At 68.2% G+C, this 25,234-nt stretch carries 23 protein-coding genes and 1 pseudogene; 22 read left to right on the top strand and 2 right to left on the bottom strand.

What is annotated here, in order from left to right; translation table 11 throughout:
- Positions 1-52: 52 nt before the first annotated feature.
- Genes MC380_RS10295 through MC380_RS10265 form a run of 7 tightly spaced genes read left to right on the top strand, consistent with a single transcriptional unit; the run spans position 53 to position 5,976 of the window.
- A complete protein-coding gene (locus MC380_RS10295; RefSeq protein ID WP_242103378.1) occupies positions 53-1,408 on the top strand; it encodes an aminodeoxychorismate synthase component I in 1,356 nt (451 codons plus the stop codon).
- Positions 1,405-2,238 (top strand): aminodeoxychorismate lyase, encoded by an 834-nt coding sequence (gene pabC, locus MC380_RS10290; RefSeq protein ID WP_242164615.1) that lies wholly within the window; start codon positions 1,405-1,407, stop codon positions 2,236-2,238. The genes MC380_RS10295 and pabC overlap by 4 nt, the downstream gene beginning before the upstream one ends.
- The gene (gene mltG, locus MC380_RS10285; RefSeq protein WP_242164613.1) at positions 2,235-3,347 is read left to right on the top strand and encodes an endolytic transglycosylase MltG; all 1,113 of its coding nucleotides are present in this window, start codon (positions 2,235-2,237) and stop codon (positions 3,345-3,347) included. Before pabC ends, mltG begins: the two co-directional genes overlap by 4 nt.
- On the top strand, positions 3,344-4,006 hold the full coding sequence (tmk, locus tag MC380_RS10280) for a dTMP kinase (protein ID WP_242103381.1): 663 nt from the start codon (positions 3,344-3,346) through the stop codon (positions 4,004-4,006). The genes mltG and tmk overlap by 4 nt, the downstream gene beginning before the upstream one ends.
- The gene (locus MC380_RS10275; RefSeq protein WP_242103382.1) at positions 4,003-5,007 is read left to right on the top strand and encodes a DNA polymerase III subunit delta'; all 1,005 of its coding nucleotides are present in this window, start codon (positions 4,003-4,005) and stop codon (positions 5,005-5,007) included. The genes tmk and MC380_RS10275 overlap by 4 nt, the downstream gene beginning before the upstream one ends.
- A 15-nt stretch (positions 5,008-5,022) precedes the next feature.
- Positions 5,023-5,382: a PilZ domain-containing protein gene (locus MC380_RS10270; protein WP_242103383.1), complete on the top strand. Its 360-nt coding sequence runs from the start codon at positions 5,023-5,025 to the stop codon at positions 5,380-5,382.
- Between the two features lie 6 nt (positions 5,383-5,388).
- On the top strand, positions 5,389-5,976 hold the full coding sequence (locus MC380_RS10265) for a hypothetical protein (protein WP_242164611.1): 588 nt from the start codon (positions 5,389-5,391) through the stop codon (positions 5,974-5,976).
- Positions 5,977-6,138: 162 nt separating this feature from the next.
- Here MC380_RS10265 and MC380_RS10260 read toward each other — a convergent pair.
- A pseudogene (locus MC380_RS10260) lies at positions 6,139-8,205 on the bottom strand (3-hydroxyacyl-CoA dehydrogenase NAD-binding domain-containing protein); the annotation flags it as partial.
- A 283-nt stretch (positions 8,206-8,488) separates the two neighbouring features.
- On the opposite strand from MC380_RS10260, the gene rpoE reads away from it, so the two are divergent.
- The 9 genes from rpoE (at position 8,489) to recO (ending at position 17,501) form a co-directional block, all read left to right on the top strand.
- Positions 8,489-9,160 (top strand): RNA polymerase sigma factor RpoE, encoded by a 672-nt coding sequence (gene rpoE, locus MC380_RS10255; protein WP_277929909.1) that lies wholly within the window; start codon positions 8,489-8,491, stop codon positions 9,158-9,160.
- Between the two features lie 64 nt (positions 9,161-9,224).
- Positions 9,225-10,091, top strand: coding sequence for a sigma-E factor negative regulatory protein (locus MC380_RS10250; RefSeq protein WP_242164608.1), 867 nt, complete (start codon positions 9,225-9,227; stop codon positions 10,089-10,091).
- Positions 10,092-10,205: 114 nt separating this feature from the next.
- The gene (locus MC380_RS10245) at positions 10,206-11,717 is read left to right on the top strand and encodes a DegQ family serine endoprotease (protein ID WP_242164606.1); all 1,512 of its coding nucleotides are present in this window, start codon (positions 10,206-10,208) and stop codon (positions 11,715-11,717) included.
- Positions 11,718-11,885: 168 nt separating this feature from the next.
- Positions 11,886-13,679 carry a translation elongation factor 4 gene (gene lepA, locus MC380_RS10240; RefSeq protein WP_242103432.1) on the top strand — a complete coding sequence of 598 codons (1,794 nt, stop codon included), beginning with the start codon at positions 11,886-11,888 and terminating at the stop codon, positions 13,677-13,679.
- A gap of 125 nt (positions 13,680-13,804) precedes the next feature.
- The gene (gene lepB, locus MC380_RS10235; protein WP_242103387.1) at positions 13,805-14,596 is read left to right on the top strand and encodes a signal peptidase I; all 792 of its coding nucleotides are present in this window, start codon (positions 13,805-13,807) and stop codon (positions 14,594-14,596) included.
- Between the two features lie 57 nt (positions 14,597-14,653).
- On the top strand, positions 14,654-15,037 hold the full coding sequence (locus MC380_RS10230; RefSeq protein WP_242103388.1) for a DUF4845 domain-containing protein: 384 nt from the start codon (positions 14,654-14,656) through the stop codon (positions 15,035-15,037).
- A complete protein-coding gene (gene rnc, locus MC380_RS10225) occupies positions 15,021-15,704 on the top strand; it encodes a ribonuclease III (RefSeq protein WP_242103389.1) in 684 nt (227 codons plus the stop codon). The genes MC380_RS10230 and rnc overlap by 17 nt, the downstream gene beginning before the upstream one ends.
- Positions 15,705-15,817: 113 nt before the next feature.
- On the top strand, positions 15,818-16,726 hold the full coding sequence (gene era / locus MC380_RS10220; RefSeq protein ID WP_242164604.1) for a GTPase Era: 909 nt from the start codon (positions 15,818-15,820) through the stop codon (positions 16,724-16,726).
- Positions 16,727-16,736: 10 nt separating this feature from the next.
- Positions 16,737-17,501, top strand: a complete 765-nt coding sequence (gene recO, locus MC380_RS10215; RefSeq protein ID WP_242164602.1) for a DNA repair protein RecO — start codon at positions 16,737-16,739, stop codon at positions 17,499-17,501.
- An 84-nt stretch (positions 17,502-17,585) separates the two neighbouring features.
- Here the strand turns inward: recO and MC380_RS10210 are convergent, their stop codons facing one another.
- Positions 17,586-18,287 (bottom strand): response regulator, encoded by a 702-nt coding sequence (locus tag MC380_RS10210; protein ID WP_242164600.1) that lies wholly within the window; start codon positions 18,285-18,287, stop codon positions 17,586-17,588.
- Between the two features lie 51 nt (positions 18,288-18,338).
- On the opposite strand from MC380_RS10210, the gene MC380_RS10205 reads away from it, so the two are divergent.
- The 6 genes from MC380_RS10205 to MC380_RS10180 all read left to right on the top strand — a co-directional run bounded on the left by MC380_RS10205 (position 18,339) and on the right by MC380_RS10180 (position 24,819).
- A complete protein-coding gene (locus MC380_RS10205) occupies positions 18,339-20,414 on the top strand; it encodes a hypothetical protein (protein WP_242164598.1) in 2,076 nt (691 codons plus the stop codon).
- Positions 20,415-20,482: 68 nt separating this feature from the next.
- Entirely contained in the window at positions 20,483-21,097 is a 615-nt protein-coding gene (locus tag MC380_RS10200; RefSeq protein WP_242164596.1) for a YdbL family protein, read from the top strand.
- Between the two features lie 119 nt (positions 21,098-21,216).
- Positions 21,217-22,560, top strand: coding sequence for a 23S rRNA (uracil(1939)-C(5))-methyltransferase RlmD (rlmD, locus tag MC380_RS10195; RefSeq protein ID WP_242164594.1), 1,344 nt, complete (start codon positions 21,217-21,219; stop codon positions 22,558-22,560).
- Between the two features lie 100 nt (positions 22,561-22,660).
- Positions 22,661-23,191: a CYTH domain-containing protein gene (locus MC380_RS10190; protein ID WP_242164886.1), complete on the top strand. Its 531-nt coding sequence runs from the start codon at positions 22,661-22,663 to the stop codon at positions 23,189-23,191.
- Positions 23,192-23,260: 69 nt separating this feature from the next.
- Positions 23,261-24,265, top strand: a complete 1,005-nt coding sequence (nagZ, locus tag MC380_RS10185; protein ID WP_242164592.1) for a beta-N-acetylhexosaminidase — start codon at positions 23,261-23,263, stop codon at positions 24,263-24,265.
- Positions 24,262-24,819, top strand: coding sequence for a hypoxanthine-guanine phosphoribosyltransferase (locus tag MC380_RS10180; protein WP_242164590.1), 558 nt, complete (start codon positions 24,262-24,264; stop codon positions 24,817-24,819). The genes nagZ and MC380_RS10180 overlap by 4 nt, the downstream gene beginning before the upstream one ends.
- Positions 24,820-25,234: the final 415 nt, after the last annotated feature.

The raw sequence follows: 25,234 nt of genomic DNA, 5'->3' as shown, positions 1-25,234 counted from the left end.
AAACAGCTCGCGGCTGACGCCGCTCCTACCATGGCCTGGGCGGTCTGACCTCATGCTCGTCACCCGTCCCATATCTGCCGATCTCGATTTGCTCGACCTGCATCGGCTGGCGCCGTCGCGCTACCCGATGCTGCTCGAATCGGCCGCCCACGGCACCGCGCAAGGACGCTGGGACCTGCTCCTGGCGACTAGCGGGGAGGCGCTGTCGCTGCATGCCGATGGCAGCCTGCACGGTGGCGATGGCAGCGCAGGGCAGCCGAACTTCCTCGACGCCCTAGACGCCTGGTGGCACGCGCTACGCTTGCCGCGCGACGAGCCGCGCTGGCCGTTTCGCGGCGGCTGGGCGCTGTTTCTCGCCTACGAACTCGCGGCGCAAGTCGAACCCGTGCTGCGTTTGCCGCGCGCGCTCGGCATGCTGCCGGTAGCGCAGGCATTGCGTTGCCCCGCCGCGATCCTGCGCGACCATGCCACCGGCGACTGCATCGCGGTGGCCGAGGCTGCGCATGCCGGCCTGATCGAGCAGATCGTGGGTGACATCATCCGCTACGCCGACAACGAGCCGCTGCCGGCCTGGCAGCCGCCCACATCCCTGCGCGAGGATCCGCCGCAGCGCTTTACCCGGGGCGTGTCCCGGATCCTCGACTATCTCGCCGCCGGCGACATCTTCCAGGCCAATCTCTCGCGCGGCTGGCAGGCACAGTTCGATCGGACGCTGGATCCGGCTGCGCTGCACCAACGCCTGCGCTCGGCCAATCCCGCGCCGTTTTCCGGGCTGTTCGCGGGGGAAGGATGGGCGGTGGTCAGCGCTTCCCCGGAACGCCTGGTTTCGGTGCGCGCCGATGTGGTCGAAACACGTCCTATTGCCGGGACGCGGCCGCGCGTTGCCGGCGACGATGACCTTCTGCGCATCCGAGAACTGGTCGGCCACCCCAAGGAGCGGGCCGAGCATGTGATGCTGATCGACCTGGAGCGCAACGACCTGGGCCGGGTCTGCACGCCGGGCAGCGTCGAGGTGGACGAATTGATGAGCGTGGAAAGCTATGCCCACGTCCACCACATCGTGAGCAACGTGCGCGGCCGTCTGCGCCCGGAAGCCACGCCCGGCGAGATCGTGCGTGCGGTGTTCCCGGGCGGCACCATCACCGGATGCCCCAAGGTACGCTGCATGCAGATCATCGCCGAGCTCGAGGCAACGGGACGCGGCGCCTACACCGGCGCGATGGGCTGGCTGAATCGCGACGGCGATCTGGACCTGAACATCCTGATCCGTAGCGCCGAGATCGAAGGCGAAAGCCTCCGGTTCCGGACCGGCGCCGGCATCGTCGCCGACTCCGATCCCGAGCGCGAACTGGAGGAAACCCGCGCCAAGGCGCGCGGCATGCTCCGGGCGCTGGGGGTGGAGACGTGAGCGTCGGCCTGTATCGCGGCAATGCGCGCATCGAGGCGATCGATCCCGACAGTCGCGGCATTGCCTACGGAGACGGGCTGTTCGAGACGATGCGCGTGCACGCCGGCGGCGTGCCATGGTGGCAGCGGCACTGGGCGCGATTGACGGCCGGTGCGGCGCGCCTGCACATCCGGCTGCCGGATCCGGGTTTCGTCGCCGCCGAGGCAGGCCGGATGCTCGAAGGCCGGCGCGAAGGCGTATTGAAACTCGTCGTCACCCGGGGGGCAGAAGGCCGCGGCTACACGCCTGCATCCGACGTCGATGCCGACTGGCAACTCGGCTTGCACCCGCTCCCCGACGCCGAGGGTTCAGATGGCCTGGTATTGCGCTGGTGCCGCATCCGGCTCGCGCACCAGCCGCTGCTGGCCGGGCTCAAACATTGCAACCGGCTCGAACAGGTGCTTGCACGTGCGGAATGGCGGGAAGCGGACGCGTGCGAGCGCGTGGCGCACGAAGGCCTGCTGTGCGACCAGGCCGGCCACGTGGTCTGCGCCACCGCGGCCAATCTGTTCGTTCTGCAGCAAGGGCATTGGCGCACGCCGGTGCTCGACGCCTGCGGCGTCGCTGGCATCTGCCGGCAGTGGGCGATTGATGCGCTGGACGCGGAGCAGGCGAGGCTCGCGCCGGCCGATGTGGAAGCCGCCGACGCCGTTTTCCTGTGCAATGCAGTGCGCGGTATCCTGCCGGTCGCTCGCCTGGGCGATCGGAGCTGGCCTCCGCATCCGGCCATTGCGCGGGCTATGCGCCTGCTCGCAGGTGCGCACCCCGCCTTCGCCACGGAGCAGTCGTGAGTTCCAGCCGCCAACGCCGCCCTGGCCTGACCCTGCTGAGAATCCTGTTCGTGCTGTCCGCCCTGGTTGCAGGCGCGGCAGGCTACTGGGTCGTCGCGCGCTACATGACGTTCGCCGATGCGCCGATCGCGGGCGTCGACAAGGGCGATAGCGTGCTGGTCGAACGCGGCGACTCGTTCGTGAGCGTGCTCGGCAAGCTTTACGAGGCGGGCGTTCCGGGTGGGCAGGAACTCGAGTGGCAGGTACTGTCGCGCCAGCTCGGCGTGGCCGGCAAGCTGCAGGTGGGCGAGTACGCGCTGGAGCCGGGGATCACGCCGCGCGAGTTGCTCACGCGCATGCGCCAGGGCAAGGTGGTGGGGCATCGCTTCACGATCGTCGAGGGCTGGAACATCCGCGAGTTGCGCGCGGCGCTGGCCCGGGCGACGCCGCTGGAACACGAAACCGCGCAGCTCGATGCGTCCGCACTGATGCAGGCCGTGGGCGCGCCGGGCCAGCATCCGGAAGGCCGCTTTCTGCCGGAGACCTATGTCTATACCCGTGGCGACAGCGACCTGGATATCCTCAAGCGCGCGCACGCCGCCATGGTCAAGGCCCTGGACGCCGCGTGGGCCGCACGCGCGCCCGACCTGCCGCTTCGCAACAAGGACGAGGCGCTCACCCTGGCTTCGATCGTGGAGAAGGAAACCGGGATCGCCTCCGAACGGGCGGAGATCGCCGGCGTATTCGTGCGCCGGCTCAAGACCGGCATGCTGCTGCAGACCGATCCCACTGTGATCTACGGAATGGGCCAGGATTACCGCGGCAACATCCGCCGCGCCGACCTGCTCGCCGATACCCCCTACAACACCTATACGCGCGCGGGCCTGCCGCCCACGCCCATCGCCATGCCCGGAGTCGACGCGCTGAAGGCCGCGACCCGGCCCGCGGGAGGCGATGCGCTGTACTTCGTCGCCGTGGGCGATGGCAGCGGCCGACATGTGTTCACGCGTTCGCTGACCGAGCACCAGACGGCAGTGCAGGCCTACCTGCGGCGTTATCGCCAGCGCGTGGCGACCCCGGCGCCCGCAACGACCCCGGCGCCCGCGCCAACGACGCCCCCTGCGCAATGAGCGACACGCTCAGGATCCATCCGCGTTTCGTCACCGTCGAAGGCGGCGAGGGTGCCGGCAAGACGACCGTGCTCAAGGCCCTGGTGGTTGCCCTGCAGGCGGCTGGCGACGAAGTCGTGCTCACCCGCGAACCCGGCGGCACGCCGCTGGCCGAGCAGATCCGGGAACTGCTGCTCTCGCCCGCGCACGAGGCCCCGGTGGCCGAGGCGGAACTGCTGCTGATGTTCGCGGCGCGCGCGCAGCATGTGGCCTACACGATCATTCCGGCGCTCGAACGCGGGGCCTGGGTGCTCAGCGACCGTTTTACCGATTCGAGTTACGCCTACCAGGGCGGCGGGCGCGGGCTGCCAGCGACGCTGATCGAAGCGCTCGAACAGCATGCGGTCGGCATCGCGCCTGGCTTGACGCTGCTGCTCGATCTTCCGGTCGCCCAGGGCCGCGAACGCACGCGCGGCCGTGAGCTGGCGCTGGGCGGCACCGGGCCGGACCGGATCGAAAGCGAGCAGGACGCGTTTTTCGAACGCGTGCGCGATGCCTACCGGAGGCGGGCGCAGGCCGATCCCGAACGGTTTCGCGTGATCGACGCGTCCGTGCCGGCCGCCGATGTCGCGGCCGAAGCGGTCGCGCTGCTGCGCCAGTGGCAGGAGACGACGCGATGAGCGTGTCCGGGTTCGCGCCCTGGCAGCGGCGCGCTTACGAGGCCGCCCGCGCACGCATGGATGGCGGTGGCCTGGCGCACGGATTGCTGTTCTGCGGGCCGGCCCACCTGGGCAAGCGCGCCGTCGCAGAAGCGCTCGCCCGGCGCATGCTCTGCACCAGCCGCGACGCGCACGGCAATGCCTGCGGCGCATGCCGCGGTTGCGAATTGTTCGCGGCCGGAACCCATCCGGATTATCGCTTCGTCAGTTTCATTCCCAACAAGGAAGGTACCCGGCTGCGTACCGAACTGGTGATCGAGCAGATCCGCGAAGTCTCGGAACGGCTGACGCTCACGCCGCAGTACGGCGGCGCGCAGATCGTGGTCATCGATCCTGCCGATGCGATCAACCACGCCGCCTGCAACGCTCTGCTCAAGACGCTGGAAGAGCCGCAGCCGGACCGTTACCTGTGGCTCGTGACCGCGCATCCGGCGCGTCTGCCCGCAACGATCCGCAGCCGCTGCCAAAGGCTCGAATTCCCGTTACCGCCGCACGACGAGGCGCTGACCTGGCTGCAGCAGCAGGGGCACGCCGCAAAAGCGACCGACGAGGCGTTGCAGGCCGCGCGCGGCCATCCGGGGCTGGCGCACGCCTGGCTGGCGGAAGGCCGGATCGCATTGCGGCGCGAAGTCGCCGGCGACCTGTCGCATCTCACCTCGGGCAAGGCCGCCGCGGTGCAGACCGCGCAGCGCTGGACCGCGGATGGCGATGCGGACCTGCGCCTGCGCTTCGCCGCCGAGATCGCGCTGGAGCAGGCTGTGTTGGAGCAGGTCGCGCCTGCGCAGGGTGCCGGCTTGACCGATCCCCGGCGAACCCGCAGGCTGGCGGCGTGGTTCGACACCGCCAACCGCACCCGCGACCTGCTGCGCACCACGGTGCGCGCGGACCTGGCGGTGACCGAACTGTTGCTGGCCTGGCGCGATGCCACGGCCGGACAGGTCGAGCGCATGGGGGCACGTTGATATGGGAAGGCTGACATGACCGCCGGAGCGGGTGGAGCACGCCAGGGCATCCTGTCGCTGGCGGTGAAGGACAAGGCTTCGCTGTACAACGCGTACATGTCGTACGTGAAGCATGGCGGCATTTTTGTCCCCACCACCAAGCGCTACTTCCTGGGGGACGAGGTGTTCCTGCTGCTGACCCTGCCCGAATCCAGCGAACGCCTGCCGGTGCCCGGCAAGGTGATCTGGGTGACGCCGCCCGGCGCGCAGGGCAACCGCACCGCCGGGATCGGCGTGCAGTTCGCCGATACCGCCGAGGGCGAGAACGTCAAGGGCAAGATCGAGACCCTGCTCGCCGGCACGCTCAGCGCCGAGAAACCCACCCATACGATGTAGCGCGCGATGCGCGGCCGGCTTATCGTTGCGGCCCTGCTCGCACTGGTCCTGGCCGGCTGTCGGGGTGCGCGCGATCTGCGGGTGGAGGTGCGGCCTGCGACCGACCACCAGGCTTGGTGGATGCGGACGGACATCGCGCCTGTCGGCACCCGCGTACGCGGTATTGCGGCACAACAGCTCGATCCGGCGTGGTGCAGGGCGAGCGCGCTGTCCGAAGAGGCGTTTCCCGATTCCGTGCGATACGGAACGCAGGGGCTGGACGCCTACTTCGCGCGAGGGCGGCGCGGGTTCTCGGCTGAAGGAAGCTTCGACGGCCGGTCGCTGGAAATCATGCTCGGAATCTTCGAGAGCTGTCGAGGCGAGACCGGGAACTTTCTGCTGGTGCTCGCGGCGGATCGTCCGGTTTCGGCACCGGGCGCAGTCGTGCAAGTCGAGCAGATTTCCTCCCAGCCGGTGCTGATGCACATGGCCGCGGATCCTGCGCGTGGCGAGATATTCGTCTCGAGCTGCTTCCAGTGCGATGAGGTCGGCAGGTGGCAGTGGCAGAGTGCCTCAGGCCGCTTCATACGCCAGCCAGAACCCGATCCCGGCTGATGTGCCGGCTTGCGTCCCCTGTGCGGCGGACGCCTACGCCTGATTCTGATCGCGGTTGCCATCGCCCGGCTGGACGTCGCGCTGGTCCGATGGACGCGCCCAGCGATCTTCCCCGGGCTGTGCAGCCGTGGCCGGCGTCGCCGCTTCCTGGGTCTCCGCGGGCACCGCGCCGTCGGCGCGCAGCCGGGGCGAATCCCAGCCCGGCCGCGGCGCGAACCGCTCGCCGTAGCGGGCCTGCAGCGCTTCGAGTTTCGCAAGCAGCACGTCGGCGCCGGTTTCGCGGATGTACTGGATCGGCCCGCCGCGGAACGGGGCGAAGCCGGTGCCGAAGATCACTCCGGCATCGAGCAGGTCGGCATCGGCGACCACGCCGTCGTGCAGGCAGGCGACGGCTTCGTTGAGCAGGGGCAGGATCAGGCGATCCTCGAGGTCGCCAGGCGCCTTGTAGTCCTTGGCCACTTCGGGCTTCCGGGCCTTGCCGTTTTCCCAGCCGTACAGGCCCTGGCCATCCTTCTTGCCGCGCTTGCCGGCCTCCGGTGGTGCCTGCAGCGCGGCTGGAATCGGCAGGCCGAGGAACGGCGCGAGTTCGGCACCGACGCCGGCGGCGACATCCAGCCCGACCGTGTCGACCAGTTCGATCGGTCCCATCGGCATGCCGAACTTCACCGCGGCCTTGTCGATGACCGGGCCGGGGATGCCCTCGGCATATGCGGTCATCGCCTCGAGCATGTACGGGAACAGCACGCGGTTGACCAGGAAGCCCGGCGTGCCGGCGACCGGCACCGGCAGCTTGTCGAGCTTCTTGCAGAACGCGGCCAGCCGCGCTTCCACGTCGCCGCCCATCGCGTCGTGGCGGATGATCTCGACCAGCGGCATCAGCGCCACCGGATTGAAGTAATGCAGCCCGGCGAACCGTGCGGGACGCTGCAGGTGGTCGCGCAGCTCGACCAGCGGGATCGACGAGGTGTTGGTGGTCAGCAACGCGTCGGGCTTGAGTTTGGGCTCGAGCGTGGCGTAGAGCTCGCGCTTGGCCTGCGCCTGTTCGATGATCGCCTCGATGACCAGGTCTGCGCCCGCAACGCCGCTGCCCTCGAGGTCGGATTTCAGGCGCGAAGCGACCTGTGGCCGCTTGCTTTCGTCCTTTACCTTCTTTGCGAACAATTCCTGCGCGCGCGCCAGGGCGCCGTCGATGAAACGCTGCTCGCGATCCTGCAATGTGACTTCGAAGCCCTTGTAGGCCGCCCATGCGGCGATGTCGCCGCCCATGACACCGGCGCCGACCACATGCACCGACCGGATTCCCGGGTCCTTGCCTCCGAGCCCCTTCAGCCGCTCCTGCAGGAAGAACACCCGGATCAGATTGCGCGCGGTCGGCGTGCCGGCCAGCTTCACCACCGCCTTGCGTTCGGCCGCGAGCCGCGACTGGATGCCGCCGCCGCTGCGCCGCCAGGTCTCGATCAGCGCATATGGGGCGGGGTAGTGATCCTTGCGCGCCTTGCGCGCGACCTGCTTCACCAGCATCGGCGCCAACAGCTGGCGCGCCGGCCAGGTGTTGGTGATCCAGCCCAGGAAGCGCTGCCGGAAAGGACGCGCCGTTCCCTTCAAGGCGAGTTCGACCGCCGCATCCACCAGTACGGCGGGCGCCACCACCTTGTCGACCAGGCCCATCGCCTTCGCGCCCGATGCCGACAGGGTCCGCCCGGTCAGCATCACATCCATCGCCGCCGGCGCGCCCACGAGCCGGGGCAGGCGCACGCTGCCACCCCAACCGGGATAGATGCCCAACTTCACTTCCGGCAGGCCGATGCGGGTCGACGGATCGCTCGACGCCACGCGGTAGCGGCAGGCGAGTGCGATCTCGGTCCCGCCGCCCATGCAGAAGCCGTGGATCGCCGTGACCGTGGGGCAGGGCAGTTCGGCGATCTTCTGGAACACCTGCTGGCCGCGAAAGATCGCGTCGTTGACCGTGCCCTTGGCGTCGAAGGCCTGGAATTCCCTGATATCGGCGCCTGCGACGAAGCCGCTGGCCTTGGCCGAGCGGATCACCAGCCCCTTGGGCGGATCCACCGCGAGCCGCTCGACGATGCCGTCGAGCTCGATCAGCACGTCCTGGGCGAAGGTATTGACCGAGGCGTCGGCACGGTCGAAGGACAGCACTATCACGCCATCGGGGCGCTCCTGGGCCTGCCAGTGGGCGAAACGCAGTCCGGCGAGGCGGGCGGTGGTCATGGAGGGGTCATCCGCGGGGGAGATGGGACCTTATGATCCGGAGGTTGTTCCGAATGCGTCAAATCGGGGCGCGAGCAGGCGACGCGAACCAGCGCGAACCAGCGGCGAGGCAGCGCGATCGCGTCACGATCGCAGCCATGAGCGCGCGGGCATGGCTTGTGGCAGTCGTCCTGCGGCCCCAGCTCATCCACACTGGCCGCCGTTCGGAAATGCTCCGGAACACCATCGCGGGTCGTTATCACGCACGGTCGCAAGGCCGCGCATCCAAGGAGTCCCCGGCCCGATGGCCGAAACCCCCTCAATACCGGAATCGAATCAGGCCGAACCGCCGCAGGGGGGTTCGCAACAGCAGGATTCGCAGCAACTCGACCAGGAACTGGTGCGGCGCGTGCAGCGTGGCGACATGGCGGCGTTCGACCTGTTGGTGCGCAAGTACCAGCACCGGATCGCCGCGCTGATCGGGCGTTACGTATCCGACTGGAGCGAATGCCAGGACATCGCCCAGGAAACCTTCATGCGCGCGTATCGCGCCCTCGGCAATTTCCGTGGCGACGCGCAGTTCTACACCTGGCTGCACCGGATCGCGGTGAACACCGCCAAGAACCACCTGGTCGCGAGCAACCGGCGCCCCCCGACCGACGACATCGAGGTCTCGGATGCCGAGCAGTTCGATTCCGGCATCCGCCTGCGCGACAACGACACGCCAGAGCGCGAGCTGATGCGCGAACAGATGGAGCGCACGGTGATGCGGGCGGTGGAGGCATTGCCGGAGGAGCTGCGGATGGCGATCACCCTGCGCGAGGTCGACGGGCTGAGCTACGAGGAGATCGCCGGCCGGATGGACTGCCCCATCGGTACGGTTCGCTCCCGGATCTTCCGCGCCCGGGAGGCGATCGACGCCCAGCTGCGCCCGCTGATGGATGGGGAACCTTCGCGCCAGCGCGTGGTCGGATAGGCGCCATCCGGAAACCTGGCCAGAAGCCTGGTCTTCCTGCCCACCCCGATTGCGTGACCTCGATATGCAGGAACTCGATGCCCTGATGCGGGACAAACTTGAAACCCACTGCCGTCAGCAGCTCTCGGCGATGCTCGACGGCGCGTTGGCGCCGGACGAGGCCCGTTTCCTGCTCCGCCGCCTGCAGCACGACCACGAGCTGGCCGGTTGCTGGGAGCGCTGGCAGCTGTGCGGCGATCTGATGCGTGGCAGCATGCCGGCGCTGTTGCCGCGCGATTTTTCCCAGCGGGTGCTCGGGGCCGTCGCCGAGGAAGGTCGGGCCCAGGCAGCAGTCACCCGTGCAGCCGGCCGAACCGGTCTTCGCTGGGGCTGGGCCGGTGGTGCAGCCCTGGCGGCTTCGGTCGCTGTGGCGGCCTTGTTCATCGCGCAGCGCAATCCAGCGACGATCGAGCCGACCGTCACCGGAGCGGTCGCGCCGCTTGCCGCGGCCGCGCCGACGCCGGGCATACCAGTCAGTCCGCAGCAGCCTGCGCCAGAGCCGACTCCTGCCACATCGACGCCGGACACCGCCGCCAGCGTCGCAGCCGCGGCGCTCATGGCATCGGATCGGCCGCGCCGCGCCACGCGCCGCGCGCGTGAACCGCTGCGTCGTGCCGTTGCACAGCAGGTCGAGAGCCAGCAGCCCGCCGTCGTTGAAATCGCCGTGGCCGAGCCAGGCGGGGGCCAGCCGGACACGCGTGTCCCGGAAGCGGTCCCCTCCCACGATCCCTTTGCAGCCTCCGCGCTTGCGCCGTCCAGACCGTGGCCGCGAGCCGTCCTACCCGGCCTTGCGTCGGGAGCGCTGACGGTGGATTACGAGACCGCCGGGACCTCGCCCGGCTACGACTATTTCGAACCGCAGCTGCCTGTCGACGAGGCGCCCGTCGACTAGCCGGATCGTGCCGGGCGCGGCGCTCCCGCTTCGCCCGACCGACGTTCGCCGCATTTCGCGTCATCCAGCCTTCGTTCGCGCCCTTCGAGTTCACGCCCTTCGAGTTCATGCCCGATGAAATCTTCCGTGCGCATTCTGGTCCTGATCGCGGCTACGGCCGCCGCCACTACGGCGGTCGTCGTCCCCTACGTGTCCACCGCCCAGTCACCCGCCCCCGCGCCGGCGCCGCAGCTGGTCGCGGGGTTGCCCGACTTCACCCGCCTGGTCGAGGAAGTGGGACCGGCGGTGGTCAATGTCGAAGCCCAGATCGGAGGCGGGCGCCGCAGCGCGCAGCAGATGCCCGATGAGGAAGAGATACCCGAAATCTTCCGACGCTTCTTCGGCCCCGGCTTCCCGGGTATGCCTGCGCCGGATGGTCCGCAGGGCGGTCCGCGCGGGGTGTCGATGGGCACCGGCTTCATCATTTCCAGCGACGGCTATGTGCTGACCAACCACCACGTGGTGGAGGGTGCCGATGAAGTGAAGATCAAGCTGTCCGACCGCCGCGAGCTGACCGCAAAAGTCGTCGGCAGCGACCAGCAGTCGGACGTGGCGCTGCTCAAGGTGGCGGCGACCGGCCTGCCTGCGCTGCGCATCGGCGATTCCAAGACCCTCAAGCCGGGCCAGTGGGTGGTAGCGATCGGTTCGCCGTTCGGGCTCGATCATTCGGTCACCGCCGGCATCGTCAGCGCGGTGGGCCGCTCCAATCCCTACGCCAACCAGCGCTACGTGCCTTTCATCCAGACCGACGTGGCGATCAACCGCGGCAACTCCGGCGGACCGCTGCTCGATACGCGCGGGCAGGTGGTCGGCATCAACTCGCAGATCTTCAGCAATTCCGGCGGCTACATGGGCGTGAGCTTCGCCATTCCCATCGATACCGCGATGGGGGCGGTGAACCAACTCAAGAAGAACGGGCGGGTCCAGCGCGGCATGGTCGGCATCAATCTGCAGCAGATCACCGCCGACATCGCGCGTGCATCGAACCTGCCCGATACCCGCGGCGCCCTGGTCAGTGGCGTGCAGCCGAATGGACCAGGCGAGCGCGCCGGCATCGAACGCGGCGACGTGATCCGTTCGGTCAACGGCACGCCCATCTACGATTCCAGCCAACTGCCTCCCATCGTCGGGGCCATGGCGCCGGGCACCCGGATCACGCTGGGCGTGTTGCGCGATGGGCGCGAACGCGACGTGTCGGTCACCCTCGCGCCGCTGGACGAGGGCGTGGCGAGTGGCGCAGAGCCGTTCGGCGAGGACCCGCAAGGACAGGACGCCCCGCGCGCCGCCTCCAATCCGCTGGGCATCATCGGCCAGGACCTCGATGCCGACGATCGCCGCCAGCTCGGACTGGGCCAGGACGAAGGCGTCGGCGTGGCGCGGGTGCAGGGCCTGGCCGCGCGCGAAGCCGGCATTCGTCCTGGCGACGTGATCCTGGCGGTGGGGCGCGCCAACGTGGCCAGCGTCGCCGCACTCGAACGTGAGCTCGGCAAGATCAGGGCTGGGCAGGCGGTGATGCTGCTGGTGCGCCGCGGCGGCGGGACCCAGTACATCGCGGTGACGCCGCGTACCGACGGCGAGGAGGAGTAGGCGCCTCGCCCTGAGCGGCCCGGGTGGCGATCGTTCGCCGCTCGGATCGCGATCATGGCCGCTCCGGTCCCCGCGGGGTGGGACATGCGATAATTCTGCGTTGCAACACAGGGCCGTCCACGGCCATTGCGCCGTCCATTGCCCATGTCCAACGCCACGCCCGCGTCCATGCGGAACATCCGCAACTTCTCGATCATCGCCCACGTCGACCACGGCAAGTCGACCCTGGCCGATCGGATCATCCAACTGTGCGGCGGACTGGAAGCGCGTGAGATGGAAGCGCAGGTCCTCGACTCGAACCCGATCGAGCGCGAGCGCGGCATCACCATCAAGGCCCAATCCGTGTCGCTGCCGTACAAGGCGAAGGACGGGCAGATCTACCAGCTCAATTTCATCGACACGCCAGGCCACGTCGATTTCAGCTACGAGGTGAGCCGTTCGCTGGCTGCGTGCGAAGGCGCGCTGCTGGTGGTGGATGCCGCGCAGGGGGTCGAAGCGCAGTCCGTCGCCAATTGCTACACCGCGGTGGAGCAGGGCCTGGAAGTGGTGCCGGTGCTCAACAAGATCGACCTGCCCACCGCCGACATCGAACGGGTGAAGGCAGAGATCGAGGCGGTGATCGGCATCCATGCCGACGATGCGGTCGCGATCAGCGCCAAGACCGGCCTCAACGTCGGTGACGTGCTCGAGGCCATCGTCAGCCGGATTCCTCCGCCGCAGCCGCGCGACACCGACAAGCTGCAGGCGCTGATCATCGATTCCTGGTTCGACAATTACCTGGGCGTGGTCTCGCTGGTACGGGTGATGCAGGGTGAGATCAAACCCGGCGCCAAGATGCTGGTGATGTCCACCGGACGCAGCCACCAGGTGGAGTCGGTCGGCGTATTCACGCCCAAGCGCAAGGCGCTGCCCAAGCTCGGCGCGGGCGAAGTGGGCTGGATCACGGCCTCGATCAAGGACGTGCACGGCGCGCCGGTCGGCGACACGCTCACCCTGGCCGGCGATCCGGCGCCGCACCCATTGCCCGGTTTCCAGGAAATGCAGCCGCGCGTGTTCGCCGGACTGTTCCCGGTCGACGCCGAGGACTATCCGGACCTGCGCGAGGCCCTGGAGAAGCTGAAGTTGAACGACGCCGCCCTGCGCTTCGAGCCGGAGAACTCCGAAGCGATGGGGTTCGGCTTCCGCTGCGGCTTCCTGGGCATGCTGCATCTGGAGATCGTGCAGGAGCGCCTGGAGCGCGAATACGATCTCAACCTGATCACCACCGCGCCCACCGTGGTGTACGAGGTGCTCAGGACCGATGGCAGCGTGATGCCGCTGGATAATCCGGCCAAGCTGCCGGCGGCGAACCTGATCGAGGAAGTGCGCGAGCCGATCATCCGCGCCAACATCCTGACCCCGCCGGACTACGTCGGCAACGTCATCACCCTGTGCGAGGAAAAGCGCGGAAGCCAGATCGGCATCACCTACCTGGGCAGCCAGGTGCAGATCAGCTACGAGCTGCCGATGGCCGAGGTGGTGCTGGACTTCTTCGACCGGCTCAAATCCGTCAGCCGCGGCTACGCCTCGCTCGACTACCACTTCCTGCGTTTCGACCCCGGTCCGTTCGTGCGCGTGGACACGCTGATCAACGGCGACCGGGTGGACGCGCTCTCGCTCATCACCCACCGCCAGCACGCCGATCGCCGCGGACGCGATCTGGTCGAGAAGATGCGCGAGCTGATCCCGCGGCAGATGTTCGACGTCGCGATCCAGGCGGCGATCGGGTCGCAGATCATCGCCCGCAGCACGGTCAAGGCGCTGCGCAAGAACGTGCTGGCCAAATGCTACGGCGGCGACGCCACGCGCAAGAAGAAGCTGCTGGAGAAGCAGAAGGAAGGCAAGAAGCGGATGAAGCAGGTCGGGCGGGTGGAGATCCCGCAGGAGGCCTTCCTCGCCGTGCTGCAGGTGGACAACAAGTGAGGCGGGGGTGGGGACTGGAGGCTGGAGACTGGCGGCAAACGCTAGGATCCCGTGTGCCCGTCTCGGTGCCCGTGTTCTCCCAGCCCCGAGTCCCCAGTCCCTAGTCTCCGTTCAAAGGAACCCGAATGCGCTTGTTCGAAGTCGGCTTGGTACTACTGACACTGTTGAGCGGTCTGATATGGCTACTGGACAAGCTGTTCTTCGCCCGGCGTCGGCTGGCGCGCGAGGGGCTGGTCGAGGCCGGGGAGCCGGTGGTTGTCGACTACGCCAAGGCGTTCTTTCCGGTGCTGGCGATCGTACTGATCCTGCGCAGCTTCGTGGCCGAGCCGTTCCGGATTCCGTCCAGTTCGATGATGCCGAGCCTGCTGATCGGCGACTTCATCCTGGTCAACAAGTTCGCCTACGGGCTGCGCCTGCCGATCACCAACCAGAAGTTTGTCCCCATCGGCGAACCCAGGCGGGGCGACGTGGTGGTGTTCCGGCCCCCGCATCACCCCGACCAGGACTGGATCAAGCGCGTCATCGGCCTGCCGGGCGACACCATCGGCTACCGCGACCACGTGGTCTACGTCAACGGGGAGCCGCTGCACTACCGTCCGATCGGCCAGTACATCGGCAAGGGCAAGGGGCAGGACATGACCGGCGCCACCCTTTCCGCCGAGGCGCTGCCAGGCCGTACCCATCCGGTCCTGGCGCGTGAGGACCTGCCGTTCATGATGCAGGGCGAAGGCGAGTGGCAGGTGCCGCAGGGCAGCTATTTTGTGATGGGCGACAACCGCGACAACAGCGAGGACAGCCGGTTCTGGGGCACCCTGCCGGAGCGCAACCTGCGCGGCAAAGCCTTCCTGATCTGGATGAACTGGGACTCCAGCGCCGGCGGGGTAGACTTCTCGCGCATGGGCAGCCAGATTCCGTAGGCCGTACAGTACGCCGGCGGCGTCGGGGGACGCGGCACTCACTTCAAGGGGACAGCGATGAAGCGCAACCAAACCGGGCTCACCCTGATCGGCTTCGTGATCGTGCTGGCGGTCGCCGGCGTGTTCGTCTACGTGGGAATGAAGCTGGTGCCGATGTACACCGAGTACTACGCGGTCAAGCAGGCGCTCAAGGGCCTGGCCGAGGAGCCGAACATTGCGCAGCAGGATCCGTCGAGGATCAAGGACCTGTTCTTCCGGCGGCTGTACATGAGCTATTCCGAGAACGTCAAGCCTGCCGACGTGCAGCTGCAGCGCCATGAGGAGGGTGGCTGGAAGATGAGCGTCAACTACGAGCTGCGCAAGCCGATGATGGGCAACCTGGATGTCATCGCGAAGTTCAGCGCCACCGAGGACCTGGTGAGGCGTGACGCGGCAAATTGACCGCGACGCCGGCCGCTTCGGCGGCCATCGTTTCACCGATGCCGGGTTGCTGGAACAGGCGCTCACCCACCGCAGCGCGGCGGCGCGCCACAACGAACGGCTGGAATTCCTCGGCGACGCCCTGCTGAACCTGTTCGTCGCCGAAGCGCTGTACGCGCACTGGCCACAGGTGGACGAAGGCGCGCTGACCCGCGCCCGCGCCGAACTGGTGCGCGAATCCACCCTCGCCGCCATCGCCCGCGACATGGCCCTGGGCGAGCGCATCGTGCTCGGGCCGGGCGAGCTCAAGAGCGGCGGTCACCGTCGCGATTCGATCCTCTCCGACACCCTCGAAGCGCTGATCGCGGCGATCTACCTCGACAGCGACTTCACGACGTGCCGCGCGGCCGTGTTGCCCTGGTTCCAGGACGCCATCGCAGCGCTACCGCCGCCGCACCGGGTGGGCAAGGACGCCAAGACCCGATTGCAGGAATGGCTGCAGGGGCGGCAACGCCCGCTGCCGCAGTACGCGCTGGTGGCCGAAAGCGGCAACGACCATGCCAAGCGCTTCGTGGTGCGCTGCTCGCTGGTGGACGCGGCGCTGCAGGCCGAAGGCGAGGCGGGTTCGCGCCGCGCCGCCGAGCAGATCGCGGCCGAGGGCGTGCTGGCGCAGCTGGAAACCCCGTAGGGCGGGTCTTGACCCGCCTCCCCCGGGGCAACGGCGTGCGTGCGGCCTGCGATGGCGGCTTCGGAATTGCACGCTTCGTGATGGCGGGCCAGGGCCCGCCCTACAATCCACGCATGAATCCTTCCAGCCATCGCGCCGGCCACGTCGCCGTCATCGGCCGCCCCAACGTCGGCAAGTCGACCCTGGTCAATGCGCTGGTCGGCGCCAAGGTCAGCATCACCTCGAACCGGCCGCAGACCACCCGCCACCGCCTGCTCGGCATCGCCACGTTTCCGCAGGGCCAGCTGATGCTGGTCGACACGCCCGGCCTCCACCGGGAGCAGGGGCGCTACAAGGCCTCTGCGATGAACCGCTGGATGAACCGTGCCGCACGCGGCGCGCTGGAAGGCGTGGACGCGGCGGCGCTGGTGATCGAGGCCGGGCGCTGGGACGACGAGGACGGTCTCGCTTACGAGGCACTGCGCGAGGCTGGGGTTCCGGTCGTGCTGGTGGTCAACCAGGTCGACCGGATCAAGGACAAGAGCGCCCTGCTGCCGTTCCTGGCCAAGGTAAGCGAAGGGCGTGCGTTTGCGGCGGTGCATCCGGTCTCGGCGCTCAAGCGCAAGGGACTCGAGGCGCTGGTCGATTCGTTGCTCGGCCTGGTTCCGGAACAGCCGCCGGCGTACGGAGAAGACGAGATCACCGACAAGAGCCAGCGTTTCCTGGCCGGCGAGATGGTGCGCGAACAGCTGATGCGCCAGCTCGGCGCGGAACTGCCGTACGCGACTACGGTGGAGATCGAGCAGTTCGTCGAAGAGGGTGCGTTGCTCCGGATCGGCGCGGTGATCTGGGTCGAGCGCGAGGGACAAAAGGCGATCGTCATCGGCAAGGGCGGCGAACGCCTGCGCGAGATCGGCAGCAAGGCGCGCGCGGCGATGGAACGCCTGTTCGGCTGCAAGGTGTTCCTGCAGACCTGGGTGCGGGTGCGCGAGGGCTGGTCCGACGACGAAACCGCGTTGCGCAGCCTGGGTTACCACGACTGACGATGCCGGCATGCGCTACGTCGCCGAGCCCGCGTTCGTGCTGCACGCACGCGCCTATCGCGAGACCAGCCTGCTGGTCGAGGTCCTGAGCGCACAGCACGGACGCATCGGGCTGCTCGCGCGCGGCGTGCGCGGCGCCAGGCGACATGTGCTGCGCGCGGCGCTGCAGCCGTTCCAGCACATCAGGTTCGATGCGGTGCAACGGGGCGAGCTGGCGCAGCTGCATGCGGCTGAGGCGCTGGACGCCGCGCCGCTGCTTTCCGGTGACGCAGGCCTGGCGGCGTTCTACGTCAATGAACTGGTGCTCCGTCTGGCGCCGCGGCTGGATCCGCATTCGGACCTGTACGCGGCCTACGCCCGGGCACGCGAGCGCTTGCGCCTAGTCCAGGCCGACCGGCAGGCGCTGTCATGGACGCTGCGCCGTTTCGAACGCGACCTGCTCGAGGCGCTGGGTTTCGGCATGCCGCTGGCGCTGGATGGCGATGGTGTCCCGATCGATGCCGCGGCGCGTTACCGGCTCGATCCCGAACACGGCCCGCGCCGGTTGCTCAGCGACCGCGGACGCAGCGAGCGCGAAGACGCCGCGACCGGGCGCGCATTGCTGGCGCTGGGCGAGGACCGGCTGCCCGATGAAGACGACCTCGCTGGCTTGCGTCGCGCGCTGCGACCGGTGCTGGCCCATCACCTCGGCGGCCGCGGGCTGAAGTCCTGGGAACTGATGGGCGAACTGGGACGTCTTGCCAGGAGCGCGAGCGAAGGCATGCTGGATCGCTGACGCATCTGCCACGGGAAGGCGATCGGGGCGACTTTGGCCGGTATTGCTGCTGCGCGAAGGCTCCCGGTACCCGCACCGCAATGCTCATCGCGCTTGCGCGATCGTGTCCTGTGCAATGTCGACAAAGGCCTGCAGTGCCGCTGGCGAATCGCCTTCTTCCTGCAGCCTGGCGGCCGCGTCCTGCAGCCGGCTCGCACCGACAAAGCCGCAGCTGGCACGCAATCGGTGCAGTTGTTCACGTCGCGCCGCGCCGCTGCCTTCGCGCACCGCGTGCACCTGCATCGGGAGTTCGCCCAGGAACAGCGCACGCAGCGCGGCGACGTTGTCCATGTTGCCGCCCAGTGCCTGCCCCGCTGCGGCATCGTCCCAGACCGGCCGCTTGTTCGTGGCCACCTCGCGGCTCTCGGTTTCCCTGTCGCTGACCGCGAGCCCGAGCGCGCGCCGGATCGCGCCGAGCCAGGCGGGGGCGTCGACAGGCTTCACCAGCACTTCGGAAAAGCCTGCTGCGATCAGCGGATCGAGTTCGCTACGCTCGTGCGCTGCGGTATGCGCCAGCGCGGGCGTCGCTGGCCAGTCGCGGCGTAGCGTGTGCAGCAGCTCGGTGCCGGTGCTGTCGGGGAGGTTCGCATCGATCAGCCACAGGTCGTAACGCCGCTGGGCCGAGAGCCGCAGCGCCTCGGCCGCGCTGCCCGCGCCATCCGCCCGCGCCGGCAGGGTTCGGGTCAGGGCCAGCAGGTAGGCGCAGGAGGTGGGATCGTCTTCCACCAGCAAGATGTCCGGATTCATCGCTCCCTCGCTTGCGCCCGCTATCCTCGCGGCATGCGTCCGATTTTAAGCATGCCCTGCCTGCGTCTGGCCTGTGTGGCCCTGCTGGCCGTGCTGTCGATGCAGGCTCAGGGGCGCACTCTGCAGGCGCGCATCGCGAAAGTGTCCACGCCGGTCGCCACGCTTGAGCAGGTACGCGTGCGCCTGGATTGGCCTGCCGATGCCACCGAGGGCGAGCTGATGCTGCAGGCTGCGGCGGTGGATGCAGCCGACCTGGGCTACCGCTGGCGCCACGTGAGCTGGCATTGTCCACTGCAGCGCACCGGACCGGATAGCTGGCGCTGCGACGGCGTGCTGCGCAGCGGGCGCAGCAAGGCGCTGCGGCTCGCGCTGGACCTCGGTGCCGCCTCCACCGACGCGGTGCTGAGTGACGGCCCGGCCCGCTTCGCCGTGCGACGCAGCGCGGCGACGCCCGACCTCACCACGCTCGATCTGACCCGGGTACCGATCGTGTGGTTGCAAGCGTTGCTCGCACAGGCCTGGAGCGAAGGACAACTGAAGGCGGGCACCCTCGATGGCCGGCTCTCGGTCGAAACTTCGACCGGGCGGCCGCTGCGCATCGCCGGCGCGCTGACCGCGCGCGCCGTGGCGCTGGAAACCGCCGATGCGACCATCGCCGCCGAACACCTCGGCGGTCGGTTCGATATCGACTACCGCAAGACACCGCTGCTGACGCTGCTTGCCGTAGACGGGGAATTGCGCGGTGGCGAATTCCTGGCCGGGAGCACCTACGTCGCATTGCCCGATTCGCCCGTGGGGTTGCGGATCGATGGCATGCAACGTCCGGGGCAGGGCTGGCAACTGCCGACGATCGCCTGGAGCGACGGCGACGCGCTGGTCGCCGAAGGCTCGGCCGCGTTCGGGACCGACGCCCGCCTGGATGCACTCGACATCCGCGCCCGCAGCGCGAATCTCGAGCCCGTGCGCCAGCGCTACCTGTCCGGGCAACTGGCGCTGTTCGGCCTGGGCGAGGTGGCGCTGGACGGCGCCGCCGACCTGCACCTGCAGGTACAGGACGGCCGGTTGGCGCGCGCGGACCTCGCCCTGCATGCGGTCGACCTGCGCGACCCGAACGACCGCTTTGGATTCGGCAACCTGGAGGGCGATGTCCGGTATGCGTCGAACGGACAGGTCGACAGCGAACTCGCCTGGCAGGACGGCAAGCTGTATGGCCTGGATTTCGGCGCCGCGCGCCTGCCCTTGCGCAGCAATGACGGGATCCTCGTGTTCCGCGAACCGGTTGTCCTGCCGATGATGGGCGGGCGATTGCGATTCGAGGACGTCAGCCTGCGCCCGCCCGCTGGCGGCGAAGGGCTTGATCTGCGTTTCGCGCTGGACATCGACGGCGTCGATTTCGGTCAGGTGTCGAAGGCGATCGGCCTGCCTGCGTTCCAGGGCACGCTTTCGGGCCGGATCCCGCAGGCGCGCTATGCCAGGGAACGTCTGGATTTCGACGGTGGGCTGTCGATGCGGCTGTTCGACGGCACGGTCGAGTTCACCTCGCTCGCGCTGGAGCGCCCGTTCGGCACCGCCCCTAGCCTGAACGCGGACATCGCCTTCGAAGACCTGGACCTGATGCGGCTGACCGAGGTCCTGGATCTGGGCAGCATCACCGGCCGCCTGGATGGACGCATGGATGAGTTGCGCCTGGTGGACTGGACGCCGGTCGCGTTCGATGCGCAGTTCCGCAGCGATGCCGCCGCCGCAAAGCGCGAGCGGGTGAAACAGCGCATCAGCCAGCGCGCGGTGCAGAACATTTCCAGCGTGGGCGACGCGTCGTTCGTCAGCAGCCTGCAGGGCCGGTTGATCGGCCTGTTCGACGATTTCGGCTATGCGCGGATCGGGATCGGCTGCCGTCTGGCGAACGAGGTCTGCCGCATGTCCGGCCTGGACGGCGATCCTGGTCAGGGCTCAGTGCGAGCCGGTTCAGTGCGAGCTCGTTCAGAGCAGGACGGGTTTACTATCGTCGCAGGTGCAGGGCTGCCGCGGCTCAACGTGGTGGGCTACAACCGCGACGTCGACTGGCCCACCCTGGTCGAACGCATTGCCGCGGTCGGCAAGGGCGACGTCAAACCGGTGGTGGAGTAGGTCGGGGCTACGCCCCCGACGCGGAAACGCAGACGCCGGGGGCGTAGCCCCGGCCTACGGAGTAGGGCATGAAACGCTGGATGGGGACACGCTTTACCGGAGCATCGATCACCGCTGCGCTGGTGCTGACCGCGTGCGTGACGATCAACGTGTACTTCCCCGCCGCCGAGGCGAAGGAAGCGGCCAAGGAGTTCGTGGAAAACGTCATCGACCATGCCGACAAGGTCGAGATCAAGACCGAGGGCGAGAATGGCGGCGGCATGGCCTGGCGTCTGCCGCGGATCGATCCGCTCGCCCTGATCGGCATCGCTCCTGCCTATGCGCAGGGCGCGCCGGACATCACCATCAAGACGCCGGCGATCCAGGCGATCCAGTCGCGGATGGAATCGCGCTTCAACAGCACCCTGCGCCGTGGCTTCGACTCGGGCGCCCTTGGCTTCACCAGCGATGGTCTGGTCACCGTGCGCGATGCCTCCAAGCTGGAACTGAAGGACCGCGTTGCGATGAACGCGGCGGTGGCCGACGACAACCGCGACCGCAAGGCCGTGTATCGCGAAGTCGCGGTGGCCAACGGCCATCCGGAGTGGGAAGCCCAGATCCGCGGTGTGTTCGCCAAGCAGTGGATCGAAAGCGCCAGGTCGGGATGGTGGTACCAGTCCGGCGGGGCCTGGAAGCAGAAGTAGGGCGAAATCGCCATAGCGTCGCCCGCGATATCCACGCGCGGGCGCAACGCCTGCGCCGCGCAGGCGGTCGATCACGGCAATGCGACAATATCCGGTCGCCCGATCACCTCCCGCATCGCTTGGCCAAGATCGACCAGACCCCGTTCGAGATCCAGATCCTCGACCTGAGCCACGACGGGCGCGGCGTCGCGCGCCGCCCGCCCGACCATGCCAATGCCGGCAAGACCGTGTTCGTCTCCGGCGCGCTGCCCGGCGAAACGGTGATGGCCCGCCAGAGCGCGCGCTCGCGCAGCTTTGACGAAGCGAAGACGCTGGAGGTGCTTGTCGCTTCGCCCGACCGGGTGCCGGCGCGCTGCCCGCATTTCGGCGCCTGCGGTGGATGCGTGCTGCAGCACCTGGCCGAGGACCGCCAGATCGGCGCCAAGCAGCGTGTGCTGCTGGACAATCTGGAGCGCATCGGCCATGTGAGGCCGGACGAAGTACTGCCGCCACTGACCGATGCCAGCTGGGGTTATCGGCGCAAGGGCCGCTTCTCGGTCCGCCGGGTGGAGAAGAAGGACAGGACCCTGGTCGGGTTCCGCGAGGAGGATCCGCGTTTCGTCGCCGACCTGCGCGAATGCCATACCGTGATTCCCTCGATCGGCACCCGGATCGCGGCACTGTCCGATCTGGTCGACGGGCTGGAGGCGCGCCGGGACATCCCGCAGATCGAATTCATCGCCGGCGACGCGACCGACGCGTTCGACGGCGTCGCCCTGGTATTCCGCCATCTGCGGCCGTTGTCGCCGGCCGACCTCGACGCGTTGACCGCTTTTGGCCAGGCGCACCGCTTCGCGATCTTCCTGCAGCCGGGCGGCATCGATTCGGTGCATCCGCTGTGGCCGCAGGCACCGGAATTGTCGTTCGAGCTGCCGCAGTGGGAGGTCGAGATGAAATTCCGGCCGCTCGACTTCATCCAAGTCAATGCTGGTCTGAACCAGAAGATGATCGCCGGCGCGCTCGCGTTGCTGGATGTCCAGGCGGGCGATCGCGTGCTCGATCTGTTCTGCGGGTTGGGCAACTTCACCTTGCCGCTGGCGCGTATCGGTGCCGATGTCGTGGGCGTGGAAGGCGATGCCGGCCTGGTAGCGCGCGCGCGCGAGAATGCCGTGCACAACCATCTGCCGAATGCGCAATTCCATGCCGCGGATCTCGCCCAGGATCTGCGTGGGCAGCCCTGGATGCGTGCCGGCTTCGATCGCTTGCTGCTGGATCCGCCTCGTTCCGGCGCGGACGTCGTACTCAAACAGCTCCCGCTCAAGGGGCTCAGGCGTATCGTCTACGTCAGTTGCCATCCAGGCTCGCTGGCGCGCGACGCGGGTTATCTGGTCAATGAACGCGGCTGGAAGCTGCGCGCCGCCGGTGTGATGGACATGTTTCCGCATACCGCGCACGTGGAATCCATCGCGATGTTCGAAACGTAGGTCGGGGCTACGTCCCCGACGCGTCGATGTCTGGCCGACGGCGCGTAGCCCCGACCTGCGCACATGTAATCGCGGCCAACGCCGCTGTCCAGGGTGAATGATGGGGATCGAGATCGAACGAAAATTCCTGGTCGCCGGCGACGCCTGGCGTGCCGCTGCGCGCGCGGTCGTGCCGATGACCCAGGGCTATCTCAACGATCAGGATGCGATGGACGAGGCGGTGCATGGCAACGCGGCGCAACGCGCTTCGGTCCGGGTCCGGATCGCGGGCGATCAGGCCTTCCTCAATCTCAAATCGCGCGAACTAGGGTGCAGCCGCCAGGAATTCGACTACCCCATTCCGGTCGACGACGCGCAGGCCCTGATGGCGCTGTGCGTGGGCGGAACCATCGACAAGCGCCGTCACCTGGTCCGGCATGGTACGCACCTGTGGGAAATCGACGAGTTCCTGGGCGACAACGCCGGGCTGGTCGTGGCCGAAATCGAGCTGGAAAGCGTCGACGAACCGTTCGAGCGACCGGACTGGCTGGGCGCGGAAGTCACCGGGCTTGCGCGCTATTACAATCTGGCGCTGGCGTCGCGTCCGTTCTCGCAATGGAATCCTGGCGAGCGCGCCGCCGCCGATGCCTAGCGTGTACCGTGCGCGCGATCTGAACCGGGCATCACCCTCGTGCGTACGGCGCACGCGACGGAGAGTTCAATGCTGCTGATTGGTCTGACCGGAACCGAACTGGAAGCGCGCGAACGCGACTGGTTGCAGCATGACGCCTGCGCCGGAGTCGTGCTGTTCGCGCGCAATTTCGCCTCCCGGGCGCAGGTCGCCGATCTTTCGGCGGCCATCCGCGCCGCGGCGCCGCGGCCGCAGCTGATCTGCGTGGACCAGGAAGGCGGCCGGGTGCAGCGGTTCCGTGACGGATACAGCGCATTGCCGCCCCTGGAGCGCTTCGACACGCTGTATCGCAGCGATCCGGATGCGGCGCTGGCGCGAGCGCGCGAGCACGCCTGGTTGATGGCGAGCGAGGTGCGTGCCAGCGGCGTCGACCTGAGTTTTGCGCCCGTGGTCGACCTGGGCCGCGGCAACCGCGCGATCGGCAGCCGCGCATTCTCACCCGATCCCGACGTGGTGGCTGCCTTCACCCGCGCCTATGTCGAGGGTATGCACAGTGCGGGCATGGCGGCCACGTTGAAGCATTTCCCCGGACACGGTTCGGTCGCCGAAGACACGCATTTCGACAGCGCGGTCGACGACCGATCGCTGGACACCATCCGTCGCGAAGATCTGGTGCCGTTCGCGGCCGGCATCGAGGCGGGCGCCGATGCGGTGATGATGGCGCATGTCGTCTATCCGCAGGTCGCGCCGGAACCGGCCGGGTACTCACGGACCTGGATCGAGGACATCCTGCGCCGCGACATGGGCTTTCGAGGCGTCGTCTTCAGCGACGACATCGGGATGGCCGCCGCATTCTCCGCCGGTGGGGTGGCGGCGCGGGTGCACGCCCACCTGGACGCCGGATGCGACGTGGTCCTGGTCTGCCATCCCGATCTGGTCGACGAATCGCTCGCGGCGGTCGCCGGTCGCAGCCTCAATACCATGGCGCTGACTGGCTTGATCGGACGCGGTCCGATGGGTTGGGACGGCCTGCTTGCCGACATGCGCTACGACAGCGCGCGATCCGCCCTCGACCGGCTTGGAGGCGCCGCATGACCGGTCCGCAGCTGAAGGATGCCCTGGCCAAGTCCGATGTCGTGCACGATCGCGATGCGCTGGCGATGGCGATCGAGCAGATGGCCGATGCAATCCGCGCGGATTTCAGCGACGACGAGGTGCCATTGTTCGTCACAGTGATGCACGGAGGCCTGCCGTTCGCCGCGCAGCTGGCCTTCGCGCTCGGCGAGCGCGGACTCGACCTCGAGTTCGACTATCTGCATGCGACCCGATACCGCGGTCAGACCTCGGGCTCGGGACTGGCCTGGCTGCATCGCCCTGCCACACCTATGCGCGACCGGCGTGTGCTGCTGGCCGACGACATCCTGGACGAGGGCCACACCCTGCTCGCGGTCAAGCGCTGGTGCGAGGACCAGGGCGCGCGCGAGGTGCGCGTGGCGGTGTTGGCGGTGAAGGTCCACGACCGCTGCGTGGAAGGCATTGAAGCCGATTACGTGGGGGTGGAGGTGCCGGACGCATATGTGTTCGGGTACGGGATGGATTATTACGAGCAGGGGCGCAACCTGCCGGCGATCTATGCGTTGAGGGAGTGACGCGGCGGAGTTCATGAAGCTCCGTTTCTGAGCTGGTCGCACCGCGCACCTGCTTTCGTGATCCGCGCTAATGCCATGCCGTCATCCCCGCGCAGGCGGGGAGTCAAGGACGTTGTTGCTGCATTTCGTGTGGTCCTGTCGCAGCATTCATAGGAGCAGAGCTTTCGCCTGCGGCGAGTTACTTTTCTTTGCTGGTGCACTGCGCCGAAGGCGCGAACGGCGGAGCCGGCCCGAAGGGCGAGCCACGTAGTGGCGAGTAAAGAAAAGTAACCAAAAGAAAGCACCTACTCGTGAGGTCAACACCGCTCAAGGGATGTGCGGTGCTGTCGCCATTTTCGGACTCGCCATCCATGGCTCGGTCCGAAAACGGCCGGCATCCATGCCGGCCGCCCTACGGGTGTTCGGATGCAGGTCG

This window comes from Lysobacter sp. M15, from assembly GCF_022662515.1.
In the GTDB taxonomy this organism is placed as follows: domain Bacteria; phylum Pseudomonadota; class Gammaproteobacteria; order Xanthomonadales; family Xanthomonadaceae; genus JAKPBU01.
This window is presented reverse-complemented; position numbering and strand designations above follow the sequence as displayed.